The sequence below is a fragment of the Arthrobacter sp. 10T425 genome (assembly GCF_056393985.1).
Genome location: NZ_JBFTGZ010000002.1, coordinates 340,737 through 358,525 on the forward strand (window position 1 = coordinate 340,737; position 17,789 = coordinate 358,525).

Below are 17,789 nucleotides of genomic sequence, written 5' to 3' on the forward strand. Positions count from 1 at the left end.
TCAATGACTAGCACTGTCAAGGTTGACCTGCCTGCAGAGATCTTCGACGTACAGACCAACGTGCCGCTGCTGCACCAGGTCGTCGTTGCCCAGCTCGCTGCTGCTCGCCAGGGTACCCACAAGACCAAGACCCGCGCCGAGGTTTCCGGTGCAGGTCGCAAGCCGTTCAAGCAGAAGGGCACCGGCCGCGCCCGTCAGGGTTCCATCCGTGCTCCTCACATGACCGGTGGTGGCGTTGTCCACGGCCCCACGCCGCGTGACTACAGCCAGCGCACCCCCAAGAAGATGATTGCTGCTGCACTGCGCGGCGCACTCTCGGACCGCGCCCGCAACGGCCGCGTCCACGTCGTTGCTGACCTGGTTGCCGGCTCCACGCCGTCCTCCAAGGAAGCACTGGCAACCCTGCGCGGAGTTTCCGAGCGCAAGAACCTGCTCGTTGTCATTGAGCGCGCCAACGATGTTGCTGCACTGTCCGTGCGCAACCTCGAGGAAGTTCACGTTCTGTACGCAGACCAGCTGAACACCTACGACGTTCTCGTTTCCGACGACGTAGTCTTCACCAAGGCTGCCTACGAAGCATTCGTTGCTGACAAGGTTGCAAAGAACGAGGAGGATGCCAAGTGAGTGCAGCCACCATCAAAGACCCGCGCGACGTCGTGCTTGCACCCGTTGTCTCGGAAAAGAGCTACGGCCTGATCGACGAGGGCAAGTACACCTTCCTGGTGGACCCCCGCTCGAACAAGACCGAGATCAAGCTGGCCGTGGAGAAGATTTTCTCCGTCAAGGTCGAATCGATCAACACCATCAACCGTGCCGGTAAGCGCAAGCGCACCAAATTCGGCTGGGGTACCCGCAAGAACACCAAGCGTGCAATTGTGAGCCTCAAAGAAGGCACTATCGACATCTTCGGCGGTCCGCTTTCGTAGCGGAGACCACTTTAACGAGGAAATAAATTATGGGAATCCGTAAATACAAGCCGACTACCCCGGGCCGTCGCGGCTCGAGCGTAGCGGACTTCACTGAAATCACGCGGTCGACGCCGGAAAAGTCGTTGGTACGTCCCCTCCCGAAAAAGGGTGGCCGTAACAACTCCGGTAAGATCACGACCCGTCACAAGGGTGGTGGACACAAGCGCCAGTACCGTCTGATCGACTTCCGTCGCCACGACAAGGACGGCGTCAACGCCCGCGTTGCCGAAATCGAGTACGACCCGAACCGCACGGCTCGGATCGCCCTCCTGCACTACGTTGATGGCACCAAGCGTTACATCATCGCCCCGAACAAGCTGTCCCAGGGCGACTTCGTAGAGGCCGGCGCCGACGCTGACATCAAGCCCGGCAACAACCTTCCGCTGCGCAACATCCCGGTCGGTACCGTAATCCACGCAGTCGAACTGCGTCCGGGTGGCGGCGCCAAGATGGGCCGCTCCGCCGGCGCATCGATCCAGCTCGTTGCAAAGGAAGGCCGTTTCGCCCAGCTGCGTCTGCCTTCCGGCGAAATCCGCAACGTTGACGTGCGCTGCCGCGCAACCGTCGGCGAGGTCGGCAACGCCGAGCAGTCGAACATCAACTGGGGCAAGGCCGGCCGTATGCGGTGGAAGGGCGTTCGCCCGACCGTCCGTGGTGTCGCCATGAACCCGGTTGACCACCCCCACGGTGGTGGCGAGGGTAAGACGTCCGGTGGACGTCACCCCGTCAACCCGAACGGTAAGCGCGAAGGCCGCACCCGCCGTCCCAACAAAGAGAGCGACAAGCTTATTGTTCGTCGCCGTCGTACTGGCAAGAACAAGCGATAGGAGCCTGGACACATGCCACGCAGCCTGAAAAAAGGTCCTTTCGTTGACCAGCACCTCTTTGTAAAGGTAGCCAGGGAAAACGAAAAGGGCACCAAGAACGTCATCAAGACCTGGTCCCGCCGTTCGATGATCGTCCCCGACATGCTCGGCCACACGATCGCCGTACACGACGGACGCAAGCACATCCCCGTGTTTGTCACTGAGTCGATGGTCGGGCACAAGCTCGGCGAATTCGCTCCCACGCGGACATTCCGCGGCCATGTCAAGGACGACCGTAAGGGCAAGCGCCGCTAGGCGCCTGCACTTACGTCAAAGACGAGAGAAGGAAAGCAATGGAAGCCAAGGCAATTGCGCGTCACATCCGCGTAACGCCTATGAAGGCCCGGCGCGTCGTCAACCTTGTTCGTGGTAAGCAAGCGAATGAGGCTCTGGCAATTCTGAAGTTTGCCCCCCAGGCAGCTTCGGAGCCGGTATTCAAGGTAGTTCAGTCGGCAATCTCCAACGCCCGGGTCCTCGCGGACCGCGACGGCGTGGCGTTTGACGAAGGTGACCTCATCATCAGCGAAGCGTTTGTTGATGAAGGCCCGACCATGAAGCGGTTCCAGCCGCGAGCCCAGGGTCGTGCATTTCAGATCAAGAAGCGCACGAGCCACATCACCGTGGTAGTCGCTACCCCGGAGAAAGAGGAGGCTCGCTAAGTGGGACAGAAAGTTAACCCGCACGGGTTCCGACTCGGCATCACCACCGATCACGTATCGCACTGGTTCGCCGACAGCACCAAGGCCGGCCAGCGGTACAAGGACTTCGTTCGCGAAGACATCCGTATCCGCCAGCTCATGTCCACGGGCATGGAGCGCGCCGGTATCGCCAAGGTCGAAATCGAGCGCACCCGCGACCGTGTCCGCGTGGATATCCACACGGCACGTCCGGGCATCGTCATCGGCCGCCGCGGCGCTGAAGCAGACCGCATCCGCGGCGAGCTTGAGAAGCTCACGGGCAAGCAGGTTCAGCTGAACATCCTCGAGGTCAAGAACCCCGAGATGGAAGCCCAGCTTGTTGCCCAGGGCGTTGCTGAGCAGCTGACTTCCCGCGTGGCTTTCCGCCGTGCGATGAAGAAGGCCATGCAGTCCGCACAGCGCGCCGGTGCCAAGGGCATCCGGATCGCTTGCTCGGGTCGACTGGGCGGCGCAGAAATGTCCCGCTCGGAGTTCTACCGCGAAGGCCGTGTGCCCCTGCACACCCTGCGTGCGAACATCGACTACGGCTTCTACGAGGCCAAGACCACCTTCGGCCGCATCGGCGTGAAGGTCTGGATCTACAAGGGCGACGTCACTGCCAAGGAACTGGCTCAGCAGGCAGCTGCTGCTCCGTCCCGTGGCCGTGCCGGCGACCGCCCGGGCCGCCCGGGTGGCGCCGACCGTGGTGACCGCCGCCGTCGTCCCGACCGCCCCGCAGCCGAGGCAGCACCTGCCGCCGAAGCTCCGGCTGTCGAAGCCGGTGCCGCAGGCACGGCACAGTCAGTAGAAGGAGGACAGGCTTAAATGCTTATCCCACGTCGAGTCAAGCACCGTAAGCAGCACCACCCGGGTCGTTCCGGCGCTGCTACGGGCGGCACCCAGGTCTCCTTCGGTGAGTGGGGCATCCAGGCGCTGAGCCCGGCCTACGTCACGAACCGTCAGATCGAATCTGCCCGTATCGCGATGACCCGCCACATCAAGCGTGGCGGAAAGGTCTGGATCAACATTTACCCGGACCGTCCGCTGACGAAGAAGCCGGCCGAAACCCGCATGGGTTCCGGTAAGGGTTCTCCGGAATGGTGGGTCTCAAACGTCAAGCCGGGCCGGGTTCTCTTCGAACTCTCCGGTGTCAGTGAAGAGGTAGCTCGCGAGGCCCTGCGCCTGGCAATCCACAAGCTGCCGTTGAAGGCACGCATTGTGCGTCGCGAAGGTGGTGAGTAGAAATGGCAGTAGGATCCAAGGAACTTGCATCCGCACAGCTGGACGGTTTCGACAACGAGCGTCTCGTTGAAGAACTCCGCAAGGCCAAGGAAGAGCTGTTCAACCTGCGTTTCCAGTCCGCCACCGGTCAGCTGGAGAACCACGGTCGTCTGCGCGCGGTAAAGAAGGACATCGCCCGCATCTACACCGTTCTCCGTGAGCGCGAGCTCGGCATTCGTGCCGAGGTTGCCGCACCGGTTGTGGAAGCCAAGGAAGAGAAGAAGTCCAAGAAGGCTGCAACCAAGAAGGCTGAGAAGGCTGAAACGGTTGAATCCGAGGAGGATGCCAAGTGAGTGAAAAGGACGAGAACGTGACGGAAACTGTTTCCGACGCAGCCAAGGCTGACGAGCGCGGTTACCGTAAGACGAAGCGCGGCTACGTCGTCTCGGACAAGATGGAAAAGACCATCACTGTCCAGGTCGAAGACCGCGTGAAGCACGCCCTCTACGGCAAGGTCATCCGCCGCAACGCCAAGATCAAGGCTCACGACGAAGAGAACAGCGCCGGCATCGGCGACCTGGTGCTCCTCGCCGAGACCCGCCCGCTGTCCGCTACCAAGCGGTGGCGTCTGGTCGAGATCCTCGAGAAGGCCAAGTAACACCTGCACCTGTTTGTCTGGTGATACAGCAGAAGCCCTCGTTCCCCTTTGGGGGAGCGGGGGCTTCTGCGTTGCCGGCAGCCGCCGCAGCCGGCAGCCGCCGCAGCCGGCAGCCTGCGACTGGCGGCAGCCGTTTACCGTGCCCGTCACGCGAAGCAGCCTTTGGGGGCTTACGACTGGGGGCTTACGACGCCGGCGGGCCGGGTTCCCGGGGTGCGCGGCGGCGGGCGGGCCCAAAGCCTGTCCGGCGTGGCGGCGTCGCGGCTGCGCGGGAGGGGTGTGCGGGCTCCATGGCTGTGATATGGGGATACGCCCAAAACGTGCTAAGATTTTGAGTTTGTATGGCGCCTTTTGCGCGCCGTCATCAACCTCGTAAACAATCGTGCCACGGCATAGTGCCCTCTTGCGCCCCGACTCGTCGGGAACCGCCTGGGAAGCAAATGTTTTTGGCACGGGCGTTTAGGCCTGGTCTGGCAAAATCCAGGCAGGTCAAGAGACACCCCGATCAACCGTTCCGCAAGGCTCATTCCGTAGGAAGATTTTCGGTCTGAGAACCAGCGCGACGCAAGGAGTAAATAGTGATTCAGCAGGAGTCGCGACTCAAGGTCGCCGACAACACGGGTGCTAAGGAAATCCTTACCATTCGCGTTCTCGGTGGATCTGGCCGTCGCTACGCAGGCATTGGCGACGTAATCGTCGCTACCGTCAAGGACGCAATTCCGGGCGGCAACGTAAAGAAGGGCGACGTCGTCAAGGCTGTCATCGTCCGTACCAAGAAGGAACGCCGCCGTGCGGATGGTTCCTACATCAAGTTTGACGAGAACGCAGCCGTCATCCTGAAGAACGACGGTGACCCCCGCGGTACCCGTATCTTCGGACCGGTTGGTCGTGAACTTCGCGACAAGAAGTTCATGAAGATCGTTTCTCTGGCTCCGGAGGTGCTCTAGTCCATGGCTAAGATCAAAAAGGGTGACCTCGTTCAGGTCATCACTGGCGCCAAGGCTGAGCGCGGCGGCGACAAGGGTAAGCAGGGCAAGGTTCTGCGCGTGTACCCGGAGACCAACCGCGTGTTGGTTGAAGGCATTAACCGCGTAACCAAGCACACCAAGGTCGGTCAGTCGCAGCGCGGCACCAAGACCGGTGGCATCGAGGTCGTCGAGGCTTCGATCCACATCTCCAACGTGGCTCTGGTTGACCCGTCCACCAAGAAGCCCACCCGCGTCGGTTTCCGCACCGAGACCGTTGAGCGCGATGGCGTGAAGCGTGACGTGCGCGTCCGCGTGGCCAAGAGCTCAGGGAAGGACATCTAATGACTGAGACTCTCGAGACTCCGGCAAGCAAGATCGTTCCTCGTCTGAAGACCAAGTACGCCGATTCCATCAAGAACACGCTGACTGAGGAATTCAAGTACCAGAACGTCAACCAGGTTCCCCGCCTGGTGAAGGTCGTTGTGAACATGGGTGTTGGAGATGCCGCCAAGGACTCCAAGCTGATCGACGGCGCTGTCCGCGATCTGACCCTGATCACCGGCCAGAAGCCGCAGGTAACCAAGGCCCGCAAGTCGATCGCACAGTTCAAGCTGCGCGAAGGCATGCCGATCGGTGCACACGCAACTCTGCGTGGGGACCGCATGTGGGAATTCCTGGACCGTCTGGTCACGCTGGCCCTGCCGCGTATCCGCGACTTCCGTGGCCTCAGCGGCAAGCAGTTCGATGGCAACGGCAACTACACCTTCGGTCTGACCGAGCAGGTTATGTTCCACGAGATCGACCAGGATTCCATTGACCGCGTTCGCGGTATGGACATCACCGTCGTGACCACTGCCAAGACCGACGACGAAGGCCGCGCGCTGCTGAAGGCGCTTGGCTTCCCGTTCAAGACCGAAGACTAATCTAGCTACGTAAAAGGTCCGCCCGCGCTCCTTTCCGAATTCTGTTCGGGACAACCAGCACGGCGGAAACCGTTATGAGGAAGGGCAAGAGCCCACATGACAATGACAGATCCCGTCGCAGACATGCTTACGCGTCTGCGCAACGCTAACTCGGCATACCACGATTCCGTGACCATGCCGTACAGCAAGCTCAAGGCACGCGTTGCCGACATCCTGAAGGCTGAAGGTTACATCGCCTCCTGGAAAGAAGAAGACGCTGAGGTTGGCAAGAAGCTGACCCTCGAGCTCAAGTTCGGTCCGAACCGCGAGCGTTCAATCGCTGGCGTTCGTCGTATTTCCAAGCCGGGACTGCGCGTTTACGCAAAGTCCACCAACCTGCCGCACGTGCTCGGTGGCCTGGGTGTCGCAATCCTGTCCACCTCTTCCGGCCTCTTGACTGACAAGCAGGCCGGCAAGAAGGGCGTGGGCGGCGAAGTCCTCGCTTACGTCTGGTAACGGGAAAGGAAGAGAATAATGTCACGTATTGGACGTCTCCCCATCACCGTTCCTGCCGGCGTTGAGGTCAAGGTTGACGGCTCTGTCGTCAGCGTCAAGGGTTCCAAAGGCGAGCTGAGCCACACTGTGGCCAGCCCGATCGAGGTTTCCCTGGAAGATGGCACCCTGACTGTCGCCCGCCCGAACGACGAGCGCGCCTCACGTTCGCTGCACGGCCTGACCCGCACCCTGATCGCCAACATGATCCAGGGTGTCACCGCAGGCTACGAGAAGAAGCTTGAGATTGTCGGTACCGGTTACCGCGTCCAGGCCAAGGGTTCTGACCTGGAGTTCGCTCTGGGCTACAGCCACCCGGTCAACGTCTCGGCACCGAACGGCATCACCTTTGCAGTTGAGACCCCGACCAAGCTCTCTGTTTCAGGTATCTCCAAGCAGCAGGTCGGCGAGGTTGCTGCCAACATTCGCAAGCTGCGGAAGCCGGACCCCTATAAGGGCAAGGGCATCCGTTACGCAGGCGAAGTCATCCGCCGCAAGGTCGGAAAGGCTGGTAAGTAACCATGGCGATCGCAATTAACAAGAAGCGTACGAACAAGAGCAAGTCTGCCCAGCGCAGCCGCCGCCAGCTTCGTATCCGCAAGCGCATCTCCGGAACGGCTGTACGCCCGCGTCTGGTCGTCAACCGCTCCGCACGTCACGTATTCGTCCAGGTTGTCGATGACACCAAGGGCCTGACCGTGGCAAGCGCCTCCACACTGGAAGCCGACCTTCGTGCATTCGACGGTGACAAGACCGCCAAGGCCAAGCGCGTTGGCGAACTGGTCGCCGAGCGTGCCAAGGCTGCCGGTATCGAAGCAGTTGTCTTCGACCGCGGTGGTAACAAGTACCACGGCCGGATCGCCGCCGTCGCTGACGGCGCACGTGAAGGTGGGCTGGCACTGTGACCGAAAATAACGAAAAGGACATTCAGGTGACTGAAGCTGTAGCTGCTCCGGCAACTGAGACCGCTGCGCCTGCTACCACTGACGACCGCCGTGGTGGCGCTCGTCGTGGCGAGCGTGGCGACCGCGGCCAGGGCCGTGGCGACCGTGGCGGCCGTGGTGGCCGTGACGGCGGCCGCGAGGCCGAGAAGAGCCAGTTCGTAGAGCGCGTCGTAACCATCAACCGCGTTTCCAAGGTCGTCAAGGGTGGTCGTCGCTTCAGCTTCACCGCCCTCGTCGTCGTCGGTGACGGCAACGGCATGGTCGGCGTCGGCTACGGCAAGGCAAAGGAAGTTCCTGCCGCTATCGCGAAGGGCGTTGAAGAGGCCAAGAAGTCCTTCTTCCGCGTTCCCCGCATCGGCAGCACCATCCCGCACCGCGTTCAGGGTGAGGCCGCCGCAGGCGTCGTCATGCTGCGCCCGGCTTCCGCCGGTACCGGTGTTATTGCCGGTGGCCCGGTCCGTGCAGTACTGGAGTGCGTGGGCATCCACGACATCCTCTCCAAGTCGCTCGGTTCTTCCAACGCCATCAACATCGTTCACGCGACCGTTGACGCGCTGAAGCGCCTCGAAGAGCCGGCAGCAGTGGCAGCACGCCGCGGCCTGCCGCTCGACGAGATCGCCCCGCCGGCAATGGTCAAGGCGCTCCTGAACCAGAAGGCAGGTGTCTGAGTCATGGCTAAGAACGTGCTTGTCTCCGACGCAAAGTTGGAGATCACTCAGATCAAGTCCGCCATTGGCGGCAAGCAGAACCAGCGCGACACCCTGCGGTCCCTCGGCCTGAAGCGGATCGGACACACCGTTGTCCGCACCGCCGACGCCGTGACCGTCGGGATGCTCAACACGGTTCCGCACCTGGTAAAGGTAGAGGAGGCGAAGTAAATGGCAGAGAAGAACACCGCCGAAAAGGCACAGGGCGCCGCTGAGAAGCAGAACGCACTGAAGGTTCACCACCTGCGTCCCGCCCCGGGTGCCAAGACCGCCAAGACCCGTGTTGGTCGTGGTGAAGGTTCCAAGGGTAAGACCGCTGGTCGCGGTACCAAGGGTACGAAGGCCCGCTACCAGATCAAGGCTGGCTTTGCCGGCGGCCAGCTGCCGCTGCACATGCGCCTGCCGAAGCTGCGCGGCTTCAAGAACCCGTTCCGGGTTGAGTACCAGGTTGTAAACCTGGACAAGCTCAACGAGCTGTTCCCGGAAGGTGGCGCTGTCACCGTGGAGAACCTGGTCGAAAAGGGTGCCGTTCGCAAGAACCAGCCCGTCAAGGTGCTGGGCACCGGCGACATCACCGTCAAGGTTGACGTCACCGTCCACGCATTCTCGGCCAGCGCTGCTGACAAGATTGCTGCAGCAGGCGGAAGCACCACCGCCCTCTAACGAGGCGGCGGGGCAGTTGCCCGTTGTTGAAACTCCCGGTACCAGGGGCTCAGGCCCCCGGTGCCGGGAGTTTTTTTCATTTTCCGGGCCCCGCCGATTGTTCGCGGGGCGCATCCACCCGTTAGACTCGGTTGTTGGGTTTATTTGACCTGTCTCACACGACTTTACTTATTACTCAGGAGGACGCTTGCTTAGCGCATTTGGCCGGGCCTTTCGCACGCCTGATCTGCGACGCAAGTTGTTGTTCACGCTGGGAATCATCACAATCTTCCGCTTGGGTGCCTTCATCCCCTCGCCTGGTGTGAGCTACCAGAATGTCCAGCAATGCTTGCAGAACGGTCAGACCTCGGGCGGGATCTACCAGCTCGTCAACCTGTTCAGCGGCGGTGCATTGCTGCAGGTGTCCATCTTTGCCCTCGGCATCATGCCGTACATCACCGCCAGCATCATCGTCCAGCTGCTCCGGGTGGTCATTCCCCGTTTCCAGCAGCTGTATGAGGAGGGCGCGTCAGGGCAGTCGAAACTGACCCAGTACACCCGCTACCTCACGATCGCACTTGGCCTGCTCAATGCCACGACACTGGTGTCGCTGGCACGCTCCGGCCAGCTGCTGCCTAACTGCCAGCTTCCGATCATCCCGGACAGCTCGATCGTCACCACGGTCCTGATCATCATCACGCTCACGGCCGGCACAGGCCTGATCATGTGGATGGGCGAGCTCGTGACGGAAAAGGGCGTCGGCAACGGCATGTCCCTGCTGATCTTCACGTCCATCGCCGCAGGCTTCCCCGGCTCGCTCGGTGCGATCTGGAAGGCCCAGGGCCCCGGCACGTTCTTCCTGGTCCTGATCATCGGCCTGCTCACCGTGGCGCTCGTGGTCTTCGTGGAGCAGTCCCAGCGCCGGATCCCGGTGCAGTACGCCAAGCGGATGATCGGCCGCCGCACGGTCGGCGGAACCAGCACCTACATCCCCATCAAGGTGAACATGGCCGGCGTCGTGCCCGTCATCTTCGCCTCGTCCATGCTCTACCTGCCGGGGCTGATCTCACAGTTCAACCAGCCCAAGGCCGGCGAGCCGGTACAGCCCTGGGTTGAGTGGATCAACAACAACCTCACCAAGGGCGACCACCCGATCTATATGGCACTGTATTTCGCCATGATTGTGTTTTTCACCTACTTCTATGTTGCGATTACTTTCAACCCCGAAGAGGTCTCGGACAACATGAAGAAGTACGGCGGCTTCATTCCGGGCATCCGCGCCGGCAAGCCGACCGCGGACTATCTTCAGTACGTCCTATCCCGGATCACCCTGCCCGGCGCCTTCTACCTCGGCTTCGTGGCATTGATCCCGCTGGTTGCACTGGTCCTGATTAACGCGAACCAGAACTTCCCGTTCGGCGGCACCTCGATCCTGATCATGGTGGGCGTCGGTCTGGAGACCGTGAAGCAGATTGATGCGCAACTACAGCAACGTCACTACGAAGGGCTTTTGCGATGACGAGAATGTTGATTATCGGACCTCCCGGGTCCGGCAAGGGAACGCAGGCGGAACGCATTTCAGAACGCCTCGGCGTCGTTGCGATCTCCACCGGAGACATCTTCCGCGCCAACGTCAAGGGTGAGACTCCGCTCGGCGTCGAAGCCAAGAAGTACATGGACGCCGGCGACTTCGTCCCGGACAGCGTCACCAACAAGATGGTGCGCGACCGCCTCAATGAGGACGACGTCGAGGCAGGCTTCCTGCTCGACGGGTACCCGCGCACCACCGCGCAGGTGGACTACCTCGAAGACATCCTCGCTGGCGCTGACCAGAAGCTCGACGTCGTGCTCCAGCTCACCGCTGACGACGAGGAACTGGTTACCCGCCTCCTGGGCCGTGCCAAGGAAACCGGCCGCAGCGACGATAACGAAGGCGTTATCCGTCACCGGCTGGACCTGTACCACGAGCAGACCGAACCTGTGGTGGCCAAGTATGCCGAACGTGGCATCCTGACCCAGGTGGACGGCATCGGTGCCATCGACGAAGTCACCGAGCGCGTCATGGAAGCGATCAAGTCGGCCCAGGCCGCCTGATCCTCACCCCCTGATCCACGCATGCTCATTGCGGCTGACGCAGAACAGAGACGCAGTGCAGAAGGGCGCGTTCCGTACCATCGGGTACGGAACGCGCCCTTCGGCGTTGGGCGGCCCCGCAGCGAGGCCGTTCCGAACCGTTGAACCGGTACGGGAGAATAGAGCTTGAAGACTTGGGTTGATGACCCATGGTGGAGGTCCGGGATCCAGCCCGCCCGGACCGCGAGAGAAAATTTTGAGGTAGCGATGGCATTCGGCCAGGCACGCATTGAATACAAGACCAACGCCCAGATGCGCACGATGCACGAGGCCGGACTGGTCCTGAGCCGGGCACTGGATGCGGCGGTGGCCGCCGCGGCCCCCGGCGTCACCACTGCCCGGCTGGATGAGGTCTTCGCCGCCGTGCTTCAGGACGCCGGCGCCAAGTCCAACTTCCTCGGCTACCACGGGTTCCCGGCCACGATCTGCACCTCGGTGAACGAAGAGGTGGTGCACGGCATCCCCGGCGGCCGGGTCCTGGCGGACGGCGACATCATCTCGATCGACGGCGGCGCGATCGTGGACGGCTGGCACTCCGATTCGGCGCGGACCGTGATTGTCGGCACCGCCGATCCCGAAGACGTTCGCCTCTCCGAGGTTACCGAGGAAGCCATGTGGCGTGGCATCGCAGCCCTGGCCACCGGGAAATTCGTGGGTGATATCGGCAACGCCGTGGACGACTACGTCTCCTCCGTGCCGGGCAAACCGCTGGGCATCCTGGAGGACTATGTAGGGCACGGAATCGGCTCCGAGATGCACATGGCGCCGGACGTGCTGAACTACCGCACCGGCCACCGCGGGCCGAAGATCCGCCCGGGGCTGTGCCTCGCAATCGAGCCCATGCTGGTCCGGGGCAGCATCGAGACCGCAATCCTGGACGACGACTGGACCGTCGTCACCACGGATGGCAAGCGCTCCTGCCAGTGGGAGCACTCGGTGGCCGTGCACGAGAAGGGGATCTGGGTCCTCTCGGCACCTGACGGGGGAGCGGCGAAACTGGCGCCGCTCGGCGTCGTGCCCGTCCCGATTCCCTAGGCCCGACTCACACGGCGACTCGCGGGATTTCTGGCGACGCGCAAAATCCCTGGCGACACCGGAATACGGTAGCGCCAGGGATTTTGCGTGTCGCAGGTCAGCCGGGGCGCACAATGGAGCCATGGGAGCAACAGGAGCCATCACAGACGTGGCCGGCATCCGGATAGGCCAGGTCCAGAAGTCCGGCGACGGCTGGCTGAGCGGAGTGACTGTGGTTCTCCCGCCGCCGGGCACCGTCGGCTCGGTCGACGTCCGGGGCGGCGGGCCTGCGACGCATGAGACGGACTCACTGGATCCCACCACGCTGTCCCAGACCGTGGACGCCGTGGTCCTGACCGGGGGCAGCGCCTTTGGCCTCGCAGCCGCGGGCGGCGCCATGCGCTGGTGCGAGGAGAACGGCCGAGGCTTCACGGTCCCCGGCGGGCTTGTTCCGATCGTGCCGGCGGCCGCGATTTTCGACCTGGGCCGCGGCGGCGATTTCTCCGCCCGCCCCGGAGAGGCGATGGGCTACGCGGCGACGGCCGCCGCCGCCGGGCAGCCGGAAGGGCACGACGTCGAACGCGGCAACGTCGGCGCCGGCACAGGAGCGGCAATCGGCAGGGGCACGTACAAAGGGGGAGTGGGCACAGCCTCCCTCACCTTAGAAAACGGGGTGACCGTCGGCGCCATTGCGGTCGTCAACGCGCTCGGACTGCCGTGGGGCACATCGCCGCAGCAGGCGGAACCCGGCAGCGTGCGTCTAAGCGACGAAGGAGCGAGCACGCAGAGGGTTTCGGCTGTTGGGGCGGGAGGTGAGGCCGAAGCCGCAGACTACGGCGTTGGCGGTACGCCCCCGCCGCTCAACACCACGCTCGTCGTCGTCGCCACGGACGCCGTCCTGGACAAGGCGGACTGCAAACGCACCGCCTCGGCGGCCCATGCCGGACTGGCCCGGGCTTTGAATCCAAGCCACACCCTCGCCGACGGCGATACCGTGTTCGCGCTGGCGACGGGCGCCGTCGCGCTTGACCGCAGCACGCCGGCGGCCCGGCAGATCAGCCTCATTACCCTGCAGAGCGCGGCCGCCGACGTCGTCCGGCTGGCCATCCTCGACGGGATCTCGCAGGCGGAGGCAGTGACGACGGCGGCCGGGACGCTAGGTGCGTACGGACGCTGAGTGCGCTACGATGGGCGGATTTAACTTCGGATTTAACAATCGGGCCGCGATGGCGTAGTGTTGTCTGTTGGTTGTCTGCCCCGTTGTGCCCTTTTGGGGTCGGGTGGCACCAGCCAATCAATCAAAAACGTCCGCGGTCATGACCGGTGCAAACCGGGAGGCTGCGGCAACAACAGTTAGCGGAGGGTATGGCCAAGAAGGACGGGGTCATTGAGATCGAGGGCGTTGTGACCGAGGCGCTGCCCAATGCGATGTTTCGCGTTGAGCTCACCAACAAGCACATCGTTCTGGCACACATCTCTGGAAAGATGCGCCAGCACTACATCAGGATCCTCCCCGAGGACCGCGTAGTGGTGGAGCTGAGCCCTTACGACCTGACACGTGGTCGTATCGTCTACCGCTACAAGTAAACACTGGGCGGCCAGGGCAACAGCCGAGGGCCGGTCCAGCTGACCAACTGCAACACGCAAAGGAACGCCATGAAGGTCAAGCCGAGCGTCAAGCAGATCTGCGAAAAGTGCAAAGTGATCCGCCGTAATGGCCGGGTCATGGTGATCTGCGAGAACCCGCGCCACAAGCAGCGCCAGGGCTAATTTCCTTCACGGGAAATCCTGGGTTGCTAACCCACGCAAGTAAATAAAGGCAGCACAAGCTGAACTGGGACGTATGAGCCCGGACAGCTAACCCCCGGTCGGAGGCTGGGGCCGCACTGAACATGCGGGTGTACTGCCTACGACCTCCGGTTTATACAAGGAGTACTGCCAATATGGCTCGTCTCGCTGGCGTAGACATTCCCCGCGAAAAGCGGCTGGAAATTGCGCTTACTTACATCTACGGCGTGGGCAAGACCCGTGCACACGAAACCCTGGCTGCTACCGGCATCAGCGCTGACGTTCGGGTCAAGGACCTGACCGACGCGCAGCTGGTTGAGCTGCGTGACTACATTGAAGGCAACTACAAGGTTGAGGGTGACCTTCGCCGCGAAGTAGCCGCTGATATCCGCCGCAAGGTTGAAATCGGCAGCTACGAAGGTATTCGCCACCGCAAGGGCCTGCCAGTGCGCGGTCAGCGTACGAAGACGAACGCGCGTACCCGCAAGGGTCCGAAGCGCACCGTCGCAGGCAAGAAGAAGGCCCGTTAATCCCTGAGGGATTAACTCGGTTTTCCCCCGATAACTTTCTGTAGGAGAAAAAATGCCCCCGAAGACTCGTGGCGCGGTTCGCAAGCCGCGTAAGAAGGACAAGAAGAATATCGCGCTGGGCCAGGCGCACATCAAGAGCACCTTTAACAACACCATCGTGTCCATCACGGACCCGAACGGTGCTGTCATCTCCTGGGCTTCGTCCGGTGAGGTTGGCTTCAAGGGCTCGCGTAAGTCCACCCCGTTCGCTGCCCAGATGGCCGCCGAAGCCGCCGCAAAGCGTGCACAGGAGCACGGCATGCGCAAGGTTGACGTGTTCGTCAAGGGACCGGGTTCCGGACGCGAAACCGCCATCCGCTCGCTGCAGGCCGCTGGCCTCGAGGTTGGCTCCATCCAGGACGTCACCCCCAGCGCCCACAACGGCTGCCGTCCGCCGAAGCGCCGCCGCGTCTAAGGCTTTCCAGCGCCCAGGAGCTTGCCCGGACCCTCACCGGTCCGGGCAGGCCCGGCCGCGTTAAGTCTTCAGACCGATCTTTCCACCACCTGTGTTGCGTCATATAGCGGATGCTCGCCGAAAGGAAACCTAAGTGCTCATTGCACAGCGCCCCACCCTCTCCGAAGAGGTCGTCTCCGAAAACCGCTCACGGTTCATCATCGAACCGCTTGAGCCGGGCTTTGGTTACACCCTCGGAAACTCCCTCCGCCGTACCCTGCTCTCCTCCATCCCCGGTGCCTCTGTAACGAGCATCCGGATCGATGGCGTGCTGCACGAGTTCACCACGGTTCCGGGTGTCAAGGAAGATGTCACTGAGATCATCCTGAACATCAAGAACCTGTCGGTTTCCTCCGAGCACGACGAGCCGGTTGTTGCTTACCTGCGCAAGCAGGGACCGGGAGTCGTCACCGCCGCGGACATCGCTCCGCCGGCCGGCGTCGAATTCCACAACCCGGATCTGCACATTGCCACGCTGAACTCGAAGGGCAAGTTCGAACTCGAACTGACCATCGAGCGCGGTCGCGGCTACGTTTCGGCAGCTCAGAACAAGTCCGGCGACTCCGAGATCGGCCGCATCCCGGTCGACTCGATCTACTCGCCGGTTCTGAAGGTTACTTTCCGCGTGGAAGCTACCCGTGTTGAGCAGCGCACTGACTTCGACAAGCTCATTGTCGACGTCGAGACCAAGCAGGCAATCGCCCCGCGCGACGCCGTTGCTTCGGCAGGTACCACCCTGGTGGAACTGTTCGGTCTGGCCCGCGAGCTGAACACCGCAGCTGAAGGTATCGAGATCGGTCCGTCGCCGACGGACGCTGCCCTGGCAGCCGACATGGCACTGCCGATCGAGGATCTGGACCTGACGGTCCGTTCCTACAACTGCCTCAAGCGTGAGGGCATCCACACCGTGGGTGAACTCGTTGCCCGCTCCGAGGCTGACCTCATGGACATCCGCAACTTCGGCGCGAAGTCCATTGATGAGGTCAAGGCCAAGCTGGTCGAACTGGGCCTGTCCCTCAAGGACTCCCCTCCCGGTTTCGATCTCGCAGCACGTGCCGCAGCCATCGAAGAGGACGACGCCGCGTTCAGCGACGACGAGCTCTAACCAACAGATCTTGGCCGGCTGGCTGGATGCACCCTGGTGTGCGCAGCCCAACGGCTTCCAATGAGGAGAAACTATAATGCCTACCCCCGCTAAGGGTCCGCGCCTCGGAGGCGGAGCGGCTCACGAGCGTCTTATGCTCGCGAACCTGTCCGCCGCACTTTTCGAGCACAAGCGGATCACCACCACGGTGACCAAGGCCAAGCGCCTGAAGCCGTACGCCGAGCGCCTGGTGACTTTCGCCAAGCGTGGCGACCTCGCGTCCCGCCGTCGTGTACTCGGCCTGATCAGCAACAAGGGCGTCGTCCACGAGCTGTTCACCGACATTGCACAGGCAGTGGAAAACCGCGATGGCGGCTACACCCGCATCACCAAGATCGGCAACCGCAAGGGCGACAACGCTCCCATGGCTGTCATCGAACTGGTTCTCGAGCCGGTTTCCGCAAAGCAGGCCGTGGTAGCCGAGGCTACCTCTGCTGCCAAGCGCGACGCTGACAAGAAGGACGCCGAAAAGGCCGACGCAGCTCCGGTTGCCGAGACCGAAGAGGCTGCTGAGACCGAAGAGGCTCCAGTCGCTGAGACCGAAGCCGCTACCGAAGAGGCTCCGGCCGCTGAGGAAGCAGCCGCTGAGTCCGAGAAGGACGCGAAGTAATTCGCTAAATCTTTCTTATAGACTTAAGTCTATGAACGAGCTCAAACCCGCTGCCCCCGTCTTGGGGGGCGGCGGGTTTTTGCGTATCCGGCTGGATGTGGCGTACGACGGCGGCCCGTTCAGCGGGTGGGCCGTGCAGCCGGGACTGCGCACCGTCCAGGGCGTCCTGGAGGAGGCCCTCGCGCTGCTGATCCGACGCCCCGTCCGGGTTACGGTTGCCGGGCGCACCGACGCCGGGGTGCACGCCCGCGGCCAGGTGGTCCACCTGGACCTCAGCGAGGCGGAGTGGCTGGGCCTGAACCGGGGCGCCGAACTGGATCCCGCCGTCGCCCTGCTCCGCCGCATCCGCGGTGCCTTGAGCCGTGGCCTGGGCGACCTCAGCGGCGCCATCGAGGTGCACCGGGTGAGCACGGCACCCGTTGGCTTCGATGCCCGGTTCTCCGCCCTCTGGCGCCGCTATTCGTACCGGATCGCGGACGGCCCCGCGCTGTGGGACCCGCTGGGACGCGCCTCGACGCTGTGGCACAAGGTTCCGCTGGACGTCGGTCTCCTCAACGAGGGCGCCGCGCCGCTGCTGGGCCTGCAGGACTTCCGCTCGTACTGCAAGCCCCGCGAGGGGGCCACGACCATCCGTGAACTGCAGCGCTTCGAATTCGAGCGCGGCGCGGACGGCGTCATTGTCGTCACCGTTCAGGCTGACGCGTTCTGCCACAACATGGTCCGCTCCCTGGTGGGCTCGGCGTTGTACGTGGGGGAGGGCGAAGAGGCCCCGGAATGGCTCTACGAGCGGCTCCTCGCCCGGCAGCGCGACGCCCGCTCCGTTCTCGCAGCCCCGCACCCGCTGGTGCTCGAGGAAGTGGCCTACCCGACAGAGAGCGGCATGCTGGCCCGGGCCGAACTGACGCGGGCACTGCGGGCCTAAACTGCGCCACCGATTTTCCCCACCTTTGCCGGAGCGAGGCCGCTCTACGC

General features: G+C 62.8%; 29 protein-coding genes. All 29 read left to right on the forward strand.

The window, feature by feature from the left end; all coding sequences use genetic code 11:
• Positions 1-3 precede the first annotated feature (3 nt).
• The 29 genes from rplD to truA all read left to right on the forward strand — a co-directional run bounded on the left by rplD (position 4) and on the right by truA (position 17,739).
• On the forward strand, positions 4-624 hold the full coding sequence (gene rplD / locus AC1DDH_RS03860; RefSeq protein WP_028275117.1) for a 50S ribosomal protein L4: 621 nt from the start codon (positions 4-6) through the stop codon (positions 622-624).
• Positions 621-926 (forward strand): 50S ribosomal protein L23, encoded by a 306-nt coding sequence (gene rplW, locus AC1DDH_RS03865; protein ID WP_018773664.1) that lies wholly within the window; start codon positions 621-623, stop codon positions 924-926. Before rplD ends, rplW begins: the two co-directional genes overlap by 4 nt.
• Before the next feature lie 29 nt (positions 927-955).
• Positions 956-1,795 (forward strand): 50S ribosomal protein L2, encoded by an 840-nt coding sequence (gene rplB, locus AC1DDH_RS03870; RefSeq protein WP_026266473.1) that lies wholly within the window; start codon positions 956-958, stop codon positions 1,793-1,795.
• Between the two features lie 12 nt (positions 1,796-1,807).
• A complete protein-coding gene (gene rpsS / locus AC1DDH_RS03875; protein WP_018773666.1) occupies positions 1,808-2,089 on the forward strand; it encodes a 30S ribosomal protein S19 in 282 nt (93 codons plus the stop codon).
• Between the two features lie 38 nt (positions 2,090-2,127).
• Entirely contained in the window at positions 2,128-2,493 is a 366-nt protein-coding gene (rplV, locus tag AC1DDH_RS03880; RefSeq protein WP_003803798.1) for a 50S ribosomal protein L22, read from the forward strand.
• Positions 2,494-3,336 (forward strand): 30S ribosomal protein S3, encoded by an 843-nt coding sequence (rpsC, locus tag AC1DDH_RS03885; RefSeq protein ID WP_028275116.1) that lies wholly within the window; start codon positions 2,494-2,496, stop codon positions 3,334-3,336.
• Positions 3,337-3,753, forward strand: a complete 417-nt coding sequence (gene rplP / locus AC1DDH_RS03890) for a 50S ribosomal protein L16 (protein ID WP_018773668.1) — start codon at positions 3,337-3,339, stop codon at positions 3,751-3,753.
• A 2-nt stretch (positions 3,754-3,755) separates the two neighbouring features.
• The gene (rpmC, locus tag AC1DDH_RS03895; RefSeq protein ID WP_018773669.1) at positions 3,756-4,085 is read left to right on the forward strand and encodes a 50S ribosomal protein L29; all 330 of its coding nucleotides are present in this window, start codon (positions 3,756-3,758) and stop codon (positions 4,083-4,085) included.
• Positions 4,082-4,390 (forward strand): 30S ribosomal protein S17, encoded by a 309-nt coding sequence (gene rpsQ / locus AC1DDH_RS03900; protein ID WP_018773670.1) that lies wholly within the window; start codon positions 4,082-4,084, stop codon positions 4,388-4,390. Before rpmC ends, rpsQ begins: the two co-directional genes overlap by 4 nt.
• 578 nt (positions 4,391-4,968) lie before the next feature.
• Complete coding sequence (rplN, locus tag AC1DDH_RS03905; RefSeq protein WP_003803789.1) at positions 4,969-5,337, forward strand: 50S ribosomal protein L14; 369 nt, start codon at positions 4,969-4,971, stop codon at positions 5,335-5,337.
• A 3-nt stretch (positions 5,338-5,340) separates the two neighbouring features.
• Entirely contained in the window at positions 5,341-5,700 is a 360-nt protein-coding gene (rplX, locus tag AC1DDH_RS03910; RefSeq protein ID WP_028275000.1) for a 50S ribosomal protein L24, read from the forward strand.
• The gene (gene rplE / locus AC1DDH_RS03915; protein WP_018773672.1) at positions 5,700-6,281 is read left to right on the forward strand and encodes a 50S ribosomal protein L5; all 582 of its coding nucleotides are present in this window, start codon (positions 5,700-5,702) and stop codon (positions 6,279-6,281) included. Before rplX ends, rplE begins: the two co-directional genes overlap by 1 nt.
• A 96-nt stretch (positions 6,282-6,377) precedes the next feature.
• Positions 6,378-6,776, forward strand: a complete 399-nt coding sequence (gene rpsH, locus AC1DDH_RS03920; protein ID WP_018773673.1) for a 30S ribosomal protein S8 — start codon at positions 6,378-6,380, stop codon at positions 6,774-6,776.
• A gap of 18 nt (positions 6,777-6,794) precedes the next feature.
• On the forward strand, positions 6,795-7,331 hold the full coding sequence (gene rplF / locus AC1DDH_RS03925; RefSeq protein WP_011692797.1) for a 50S ribosomal protein L6: 537 nt from the start codon (positions 6,795-6,797) through the stop codon (positions 7,329-7,331).
• Between the two features lie 2 nt (positions 7,332-7,333).
• On the forward strand, positions 7,334-7,717 hold the full coding sequence (gene rplR / locus AC1DDH_RS03930) for a 50S ribosomal protein L18 (protein WP_018773674.1): 384 nt from the start codon (positions 7,334-7,336) through the stop codon (positions 7,715-7,717).
• 26 nt (positions 7,718-7,743) lie between these two features.
• A complete protein-coding gene (gene rpsE / locus AC1DDH_RS03935) occupies positions 7,744-8,424 on the forward strand; it encodes a 30S ribosomal protein S5 (RefSeq protein ID WP_173403037.1) in 681 nt (226 codons plus the stop codon).
• 3 nt (positions 8,425-8,427) lie between these two features.
• A complete protein-coding gene (gene rpmD, locus AC1DDH_RS03940; protein ID WP_018773676.1) occupies positions 8,428-8,634 on the forward strand; it encodes a 50S ribosomal protein L30 in 207 nt (68 codons plus the stop codon).
• Positions 8,635-9,126 (forward strand): 50S ribosomal protein L15, encoded by a 492-nt coding sequence (rplO, locus tag AC1DDH_RS03945; protein ID WP_018773677.1) that lies wholly within the window; start codon positions 8,635-8,637, stop codon positions 9,124-9,126. It begins immediately after the preceding gene.
• 187 nt (positions 9,127-9,313) lie between these two features.
• Positions 9,314-10,624: a preprotein translocase subunit SecY gene (gene secY / locus AC1DDH_RS03950; protein WP_026266474.1), complete on the forward strand. Its 1,311-nt coding sequence runs from the start codon at positions 9,314-9,316 to the stop codon at positions 10,622-10,624.
• Positions 10,625-10,629: 5 nt separating this feature from the next.
• On the forward strand, positions 10,630-11,199 hold the full coding sequence (locus tag AC1DDH_RS03955; protein WP_173403039.1) for an adenylate kinase: 570 nt from the start codon (positions 10,630-10,632) through the stop codon (positions 11,197-11,199).
• 246 nt (positions 11,200-11,445) lie between these two features.
• Entirely contained in the window at positions 11,446-12,273 is an 828-nt protein-coding gene (map, locus tag AC1DDH_RS03960) for a type I methionyl aminopeptidase (RefSeq protein WP_476851482.1), read from the forward strand.
• A gap of 121 nt (positions 12,274-12,394) precedes the next feature.
• Complete coding sequence (locus AC1DDH_RS03965; RefSeq protein ID WP_476858993.1) at positions 12,395-13,429, forward strand: P1 family peptidase; 1,035 nt, start codon at positions 12,395-12,397, stop codon at positions 13,427-13,429.
• A 188-nt stretch (positions 13,430-13,617) separates the two neighbouring features.
• Positions 13,618-13,839 carry a translation initiation factor IF-1 gene (gene infA / locus AC1DDH_RS03970; protein WP_009358723.1) on the forward strand — a complete coding sequence of 74 codons (222 nt, stop codon included), beginning with the start codon at positions 13,618-13,620 and terminating at the stop codon, positions 13,837-13,839.
• 69 nt (positions 13,840-13,908) lie between these two features.
• The gene (gene rpmJ / locus AC1DDH_RS03975) at positions 13,909-14,022 is read left to right on the forward strand and encodes a 50S ribosomal protein L36 (RefSeq protein ID WP_009358722.1); all 114 of its coding nucleotides are present in this window, start codon (positions 13,909-13,911) and stop codon (positions 14,020-14,022) included.
• A gap of 173 nt (positions 14,023-14,195) precedes the next feature.
• Positions 14,196-14,570 carry a 30S ribosomal protein S13 gene (gene rpsM / locus AC1DDH_RS03980; RefSeq protein ID WP_028275004.1) on the forward strand — a complete coding sequence of 125 codons (375 nt, stop codon included), beginning with the start codon at positions 14,196-14,198 and terminating at the stop codon, positions 14,568-14,570.
• 52 nt (positions 14,571-14,622) lie between these two features.
• The gene (gene rpsK, locus AC1DDH_RS03985; RefSeq protein ID WP_018773682.1) at positions 14,623-15,024 is read left to right on the forward strand and encodes a 30S ribosomal protein S11; all 402 of its coding nucleotides are present in this window, start codon (positions 14,623-14,625) and stop codon (positions 15,022-15,024) included.
• A 133-nt stretch (positions 15,025-15,157) separates the two neighbouring features.
• Positions 15,158-16,168, forward strand: coding sequence for a DNA-directed RNA polymerase subunit alpha (locus AC1DDH_RS03990; RefSeq protein WP_018773683.1), 1,011 nt, complete (start codon positions 15,158-15,160; stop codon positions 16,166-16,168).
• 76 nt (positions 16,169-16,244) lie between these two features.
• On the forward strand, positions 16,245-16,817 hold the full coding sequence (rplQ, locus tag AC1DDH_RS03995; RefSeq protein ID WP_476858992.1) for a 50S ribosomal protein L17: 573 nt from the start codon (positions 16,245-16,247) through the stop codon (positions 16,815-16,817).
• 31 nt (positions 16,818-16,848) lie between these two features.
• Positions 16,849-17,739, forward strand: a complete 891-nt coding sequence (gene truA / locus AC1DDH_RS04000) for a tRNA pseudouridine(38-40) synthase TruA (protein WP_476954876.1) — start codon at positions 16,849-16,851, stop codon at positions 17,737-17,739.
• The last annotated feature ends 50 nt before the right edge of the window (positions 17,740-17,789 follow it).

Coding starts and splice junctions, on each gene's coding strand:
- rplD (WP_028275117.1), top strand. CDS start 4: ATGACTAGCACTGTCAAGGTTGACCTGCCTGCAGAGATCTTCGACGTA.
- rplB (WP_026266473.1), top strand. CDS start 956: ATGGGAATCCGTAAATACAAGCCGACTACCCCGGGCCGTCGCGGCTCG.
- rpsS (WP_018773666.1), top strand. CDS start 1,808: ATGCCACGCAGCCTGAAAAAAGGTCCTTTCGTTGACCAGCACCTCTTT.
- rplV (WP_003803798.1), top strand. CDS start 2,128: ATGGAAGCCAAGGCAATTGCGCGTCACATCCGCGTAACGCCTATGAAG.
- rplP (WP_018773668.1), top strand. CDS start 3,337: ATGCTTATCCCACGTCGAGTCAAGCACCGTAAGCAGCACCACCCGGGT.
- rpmC (WP_018773669.1), top strand. CDS start 3,756: ATGGCAGTAGGATCCAAGGAACTTGCATCCGCACAGCTGGACGGTTTC.
- rplX (WP_028275000.1), top strand. CDS start 5,341: ATGGCTAAGATCAAAAAGGGTGACCTCGTTCAGGTCATCACTGGCGCC.
- rplE (WP_018773672.1), top strand. CDS start 5,700: ATGACTGAGACTCTCGAGACTCCGGCAAGCAAGATCGTTCCTCGTCTG.
- rpsH (WP_018773673.1), top strand. CDS start 6,378: ATGACAATGACAGATCCCGTCGCAGACATGCTTACGCGTCTGCGCAAC.
- rplF (WP_011692797.1), top strand. CDS start 6,795: ATGTCACGTATTGGACGTCTCCCCATCACCGTTCCTGCCGGCGTTGAG.
- rplR (WP_018773674.1), top strand. CDS start 7,334: ATGGCGATCGCAATTAACAAGAAGCGTACGAACAAGAGCAAGTCTGCC.
- rpmD (WP_018773676.1), top strand. CDS start 8,428: ATGGCTAAGAACGTGCTTGTCTCCGACGCAAAGTTGGAGATCACTCAG.
- rplO (WP_018773677.1), top strand. CDS start 8,635: ATGGCAGAGAAGAACACCGCCGAAAAGGCACAGGGCGCCGCTGAGAAG.
- AC1DDH_RS03955 (WP_173403039.1), top strand. CDS start 10,630: ATGTTGATTATCGGACCTCCCGGGTCCGGCAAGGGAACGCAGGCGGAA.
- map (WP_476851482.1), top strand. CDS start 11,446: ATGGCATTCGGCCAGGCACGCATTGAATACAAGACCAACGCCCAGATG.
- AC1DDH_RS03965 (WP_476858993.1), top strand. CDS start 12,395: ATGGGAGCAACAGGAGCCATCACAGACGTGGCCGGCATCCGGATAGGC.
- infA (WP_009358723.1), top strand. CDS start 13,618: ATGGCCAAGAAGGACGGGGTCATTGAGATCGAGGGCGTTGTGACCGAG.
- rpmJ (WP_009358722.1), top strand. CDS start 13,909: ATGAAGGTCAAGCCGAGCGTCAAGCAGATCTGCGAAAAGTGCAAAGTG.
- rpsM (WP_028275004.1), top strand. CDS start 14,196: ATGGCTCGTCTCGCTGGCGTAGACATTCCCCGCGAAAAGCGGCTGGAA.
- rpsK (WP_018773682.1), top strand. CDS start 14,623: ATGCCCCCGAAGACTCGTGGCGCGGTTCGCAAGCCGCGTAAGAAGGAC.
- rplQ (WP_476858992.1), top strand. CDS start 16,245: ATGCCTACCCCCGCTAAGGGTCCGCGCCTCGGAGGCGGAGCGGCTCAC.
- truA (WP_476954876.1), top strand. CDS start 16,849: ATGAACGAGCTCAAACCCGCTGCCCCCGTCTTGGGGGGCGGCGGGTTT.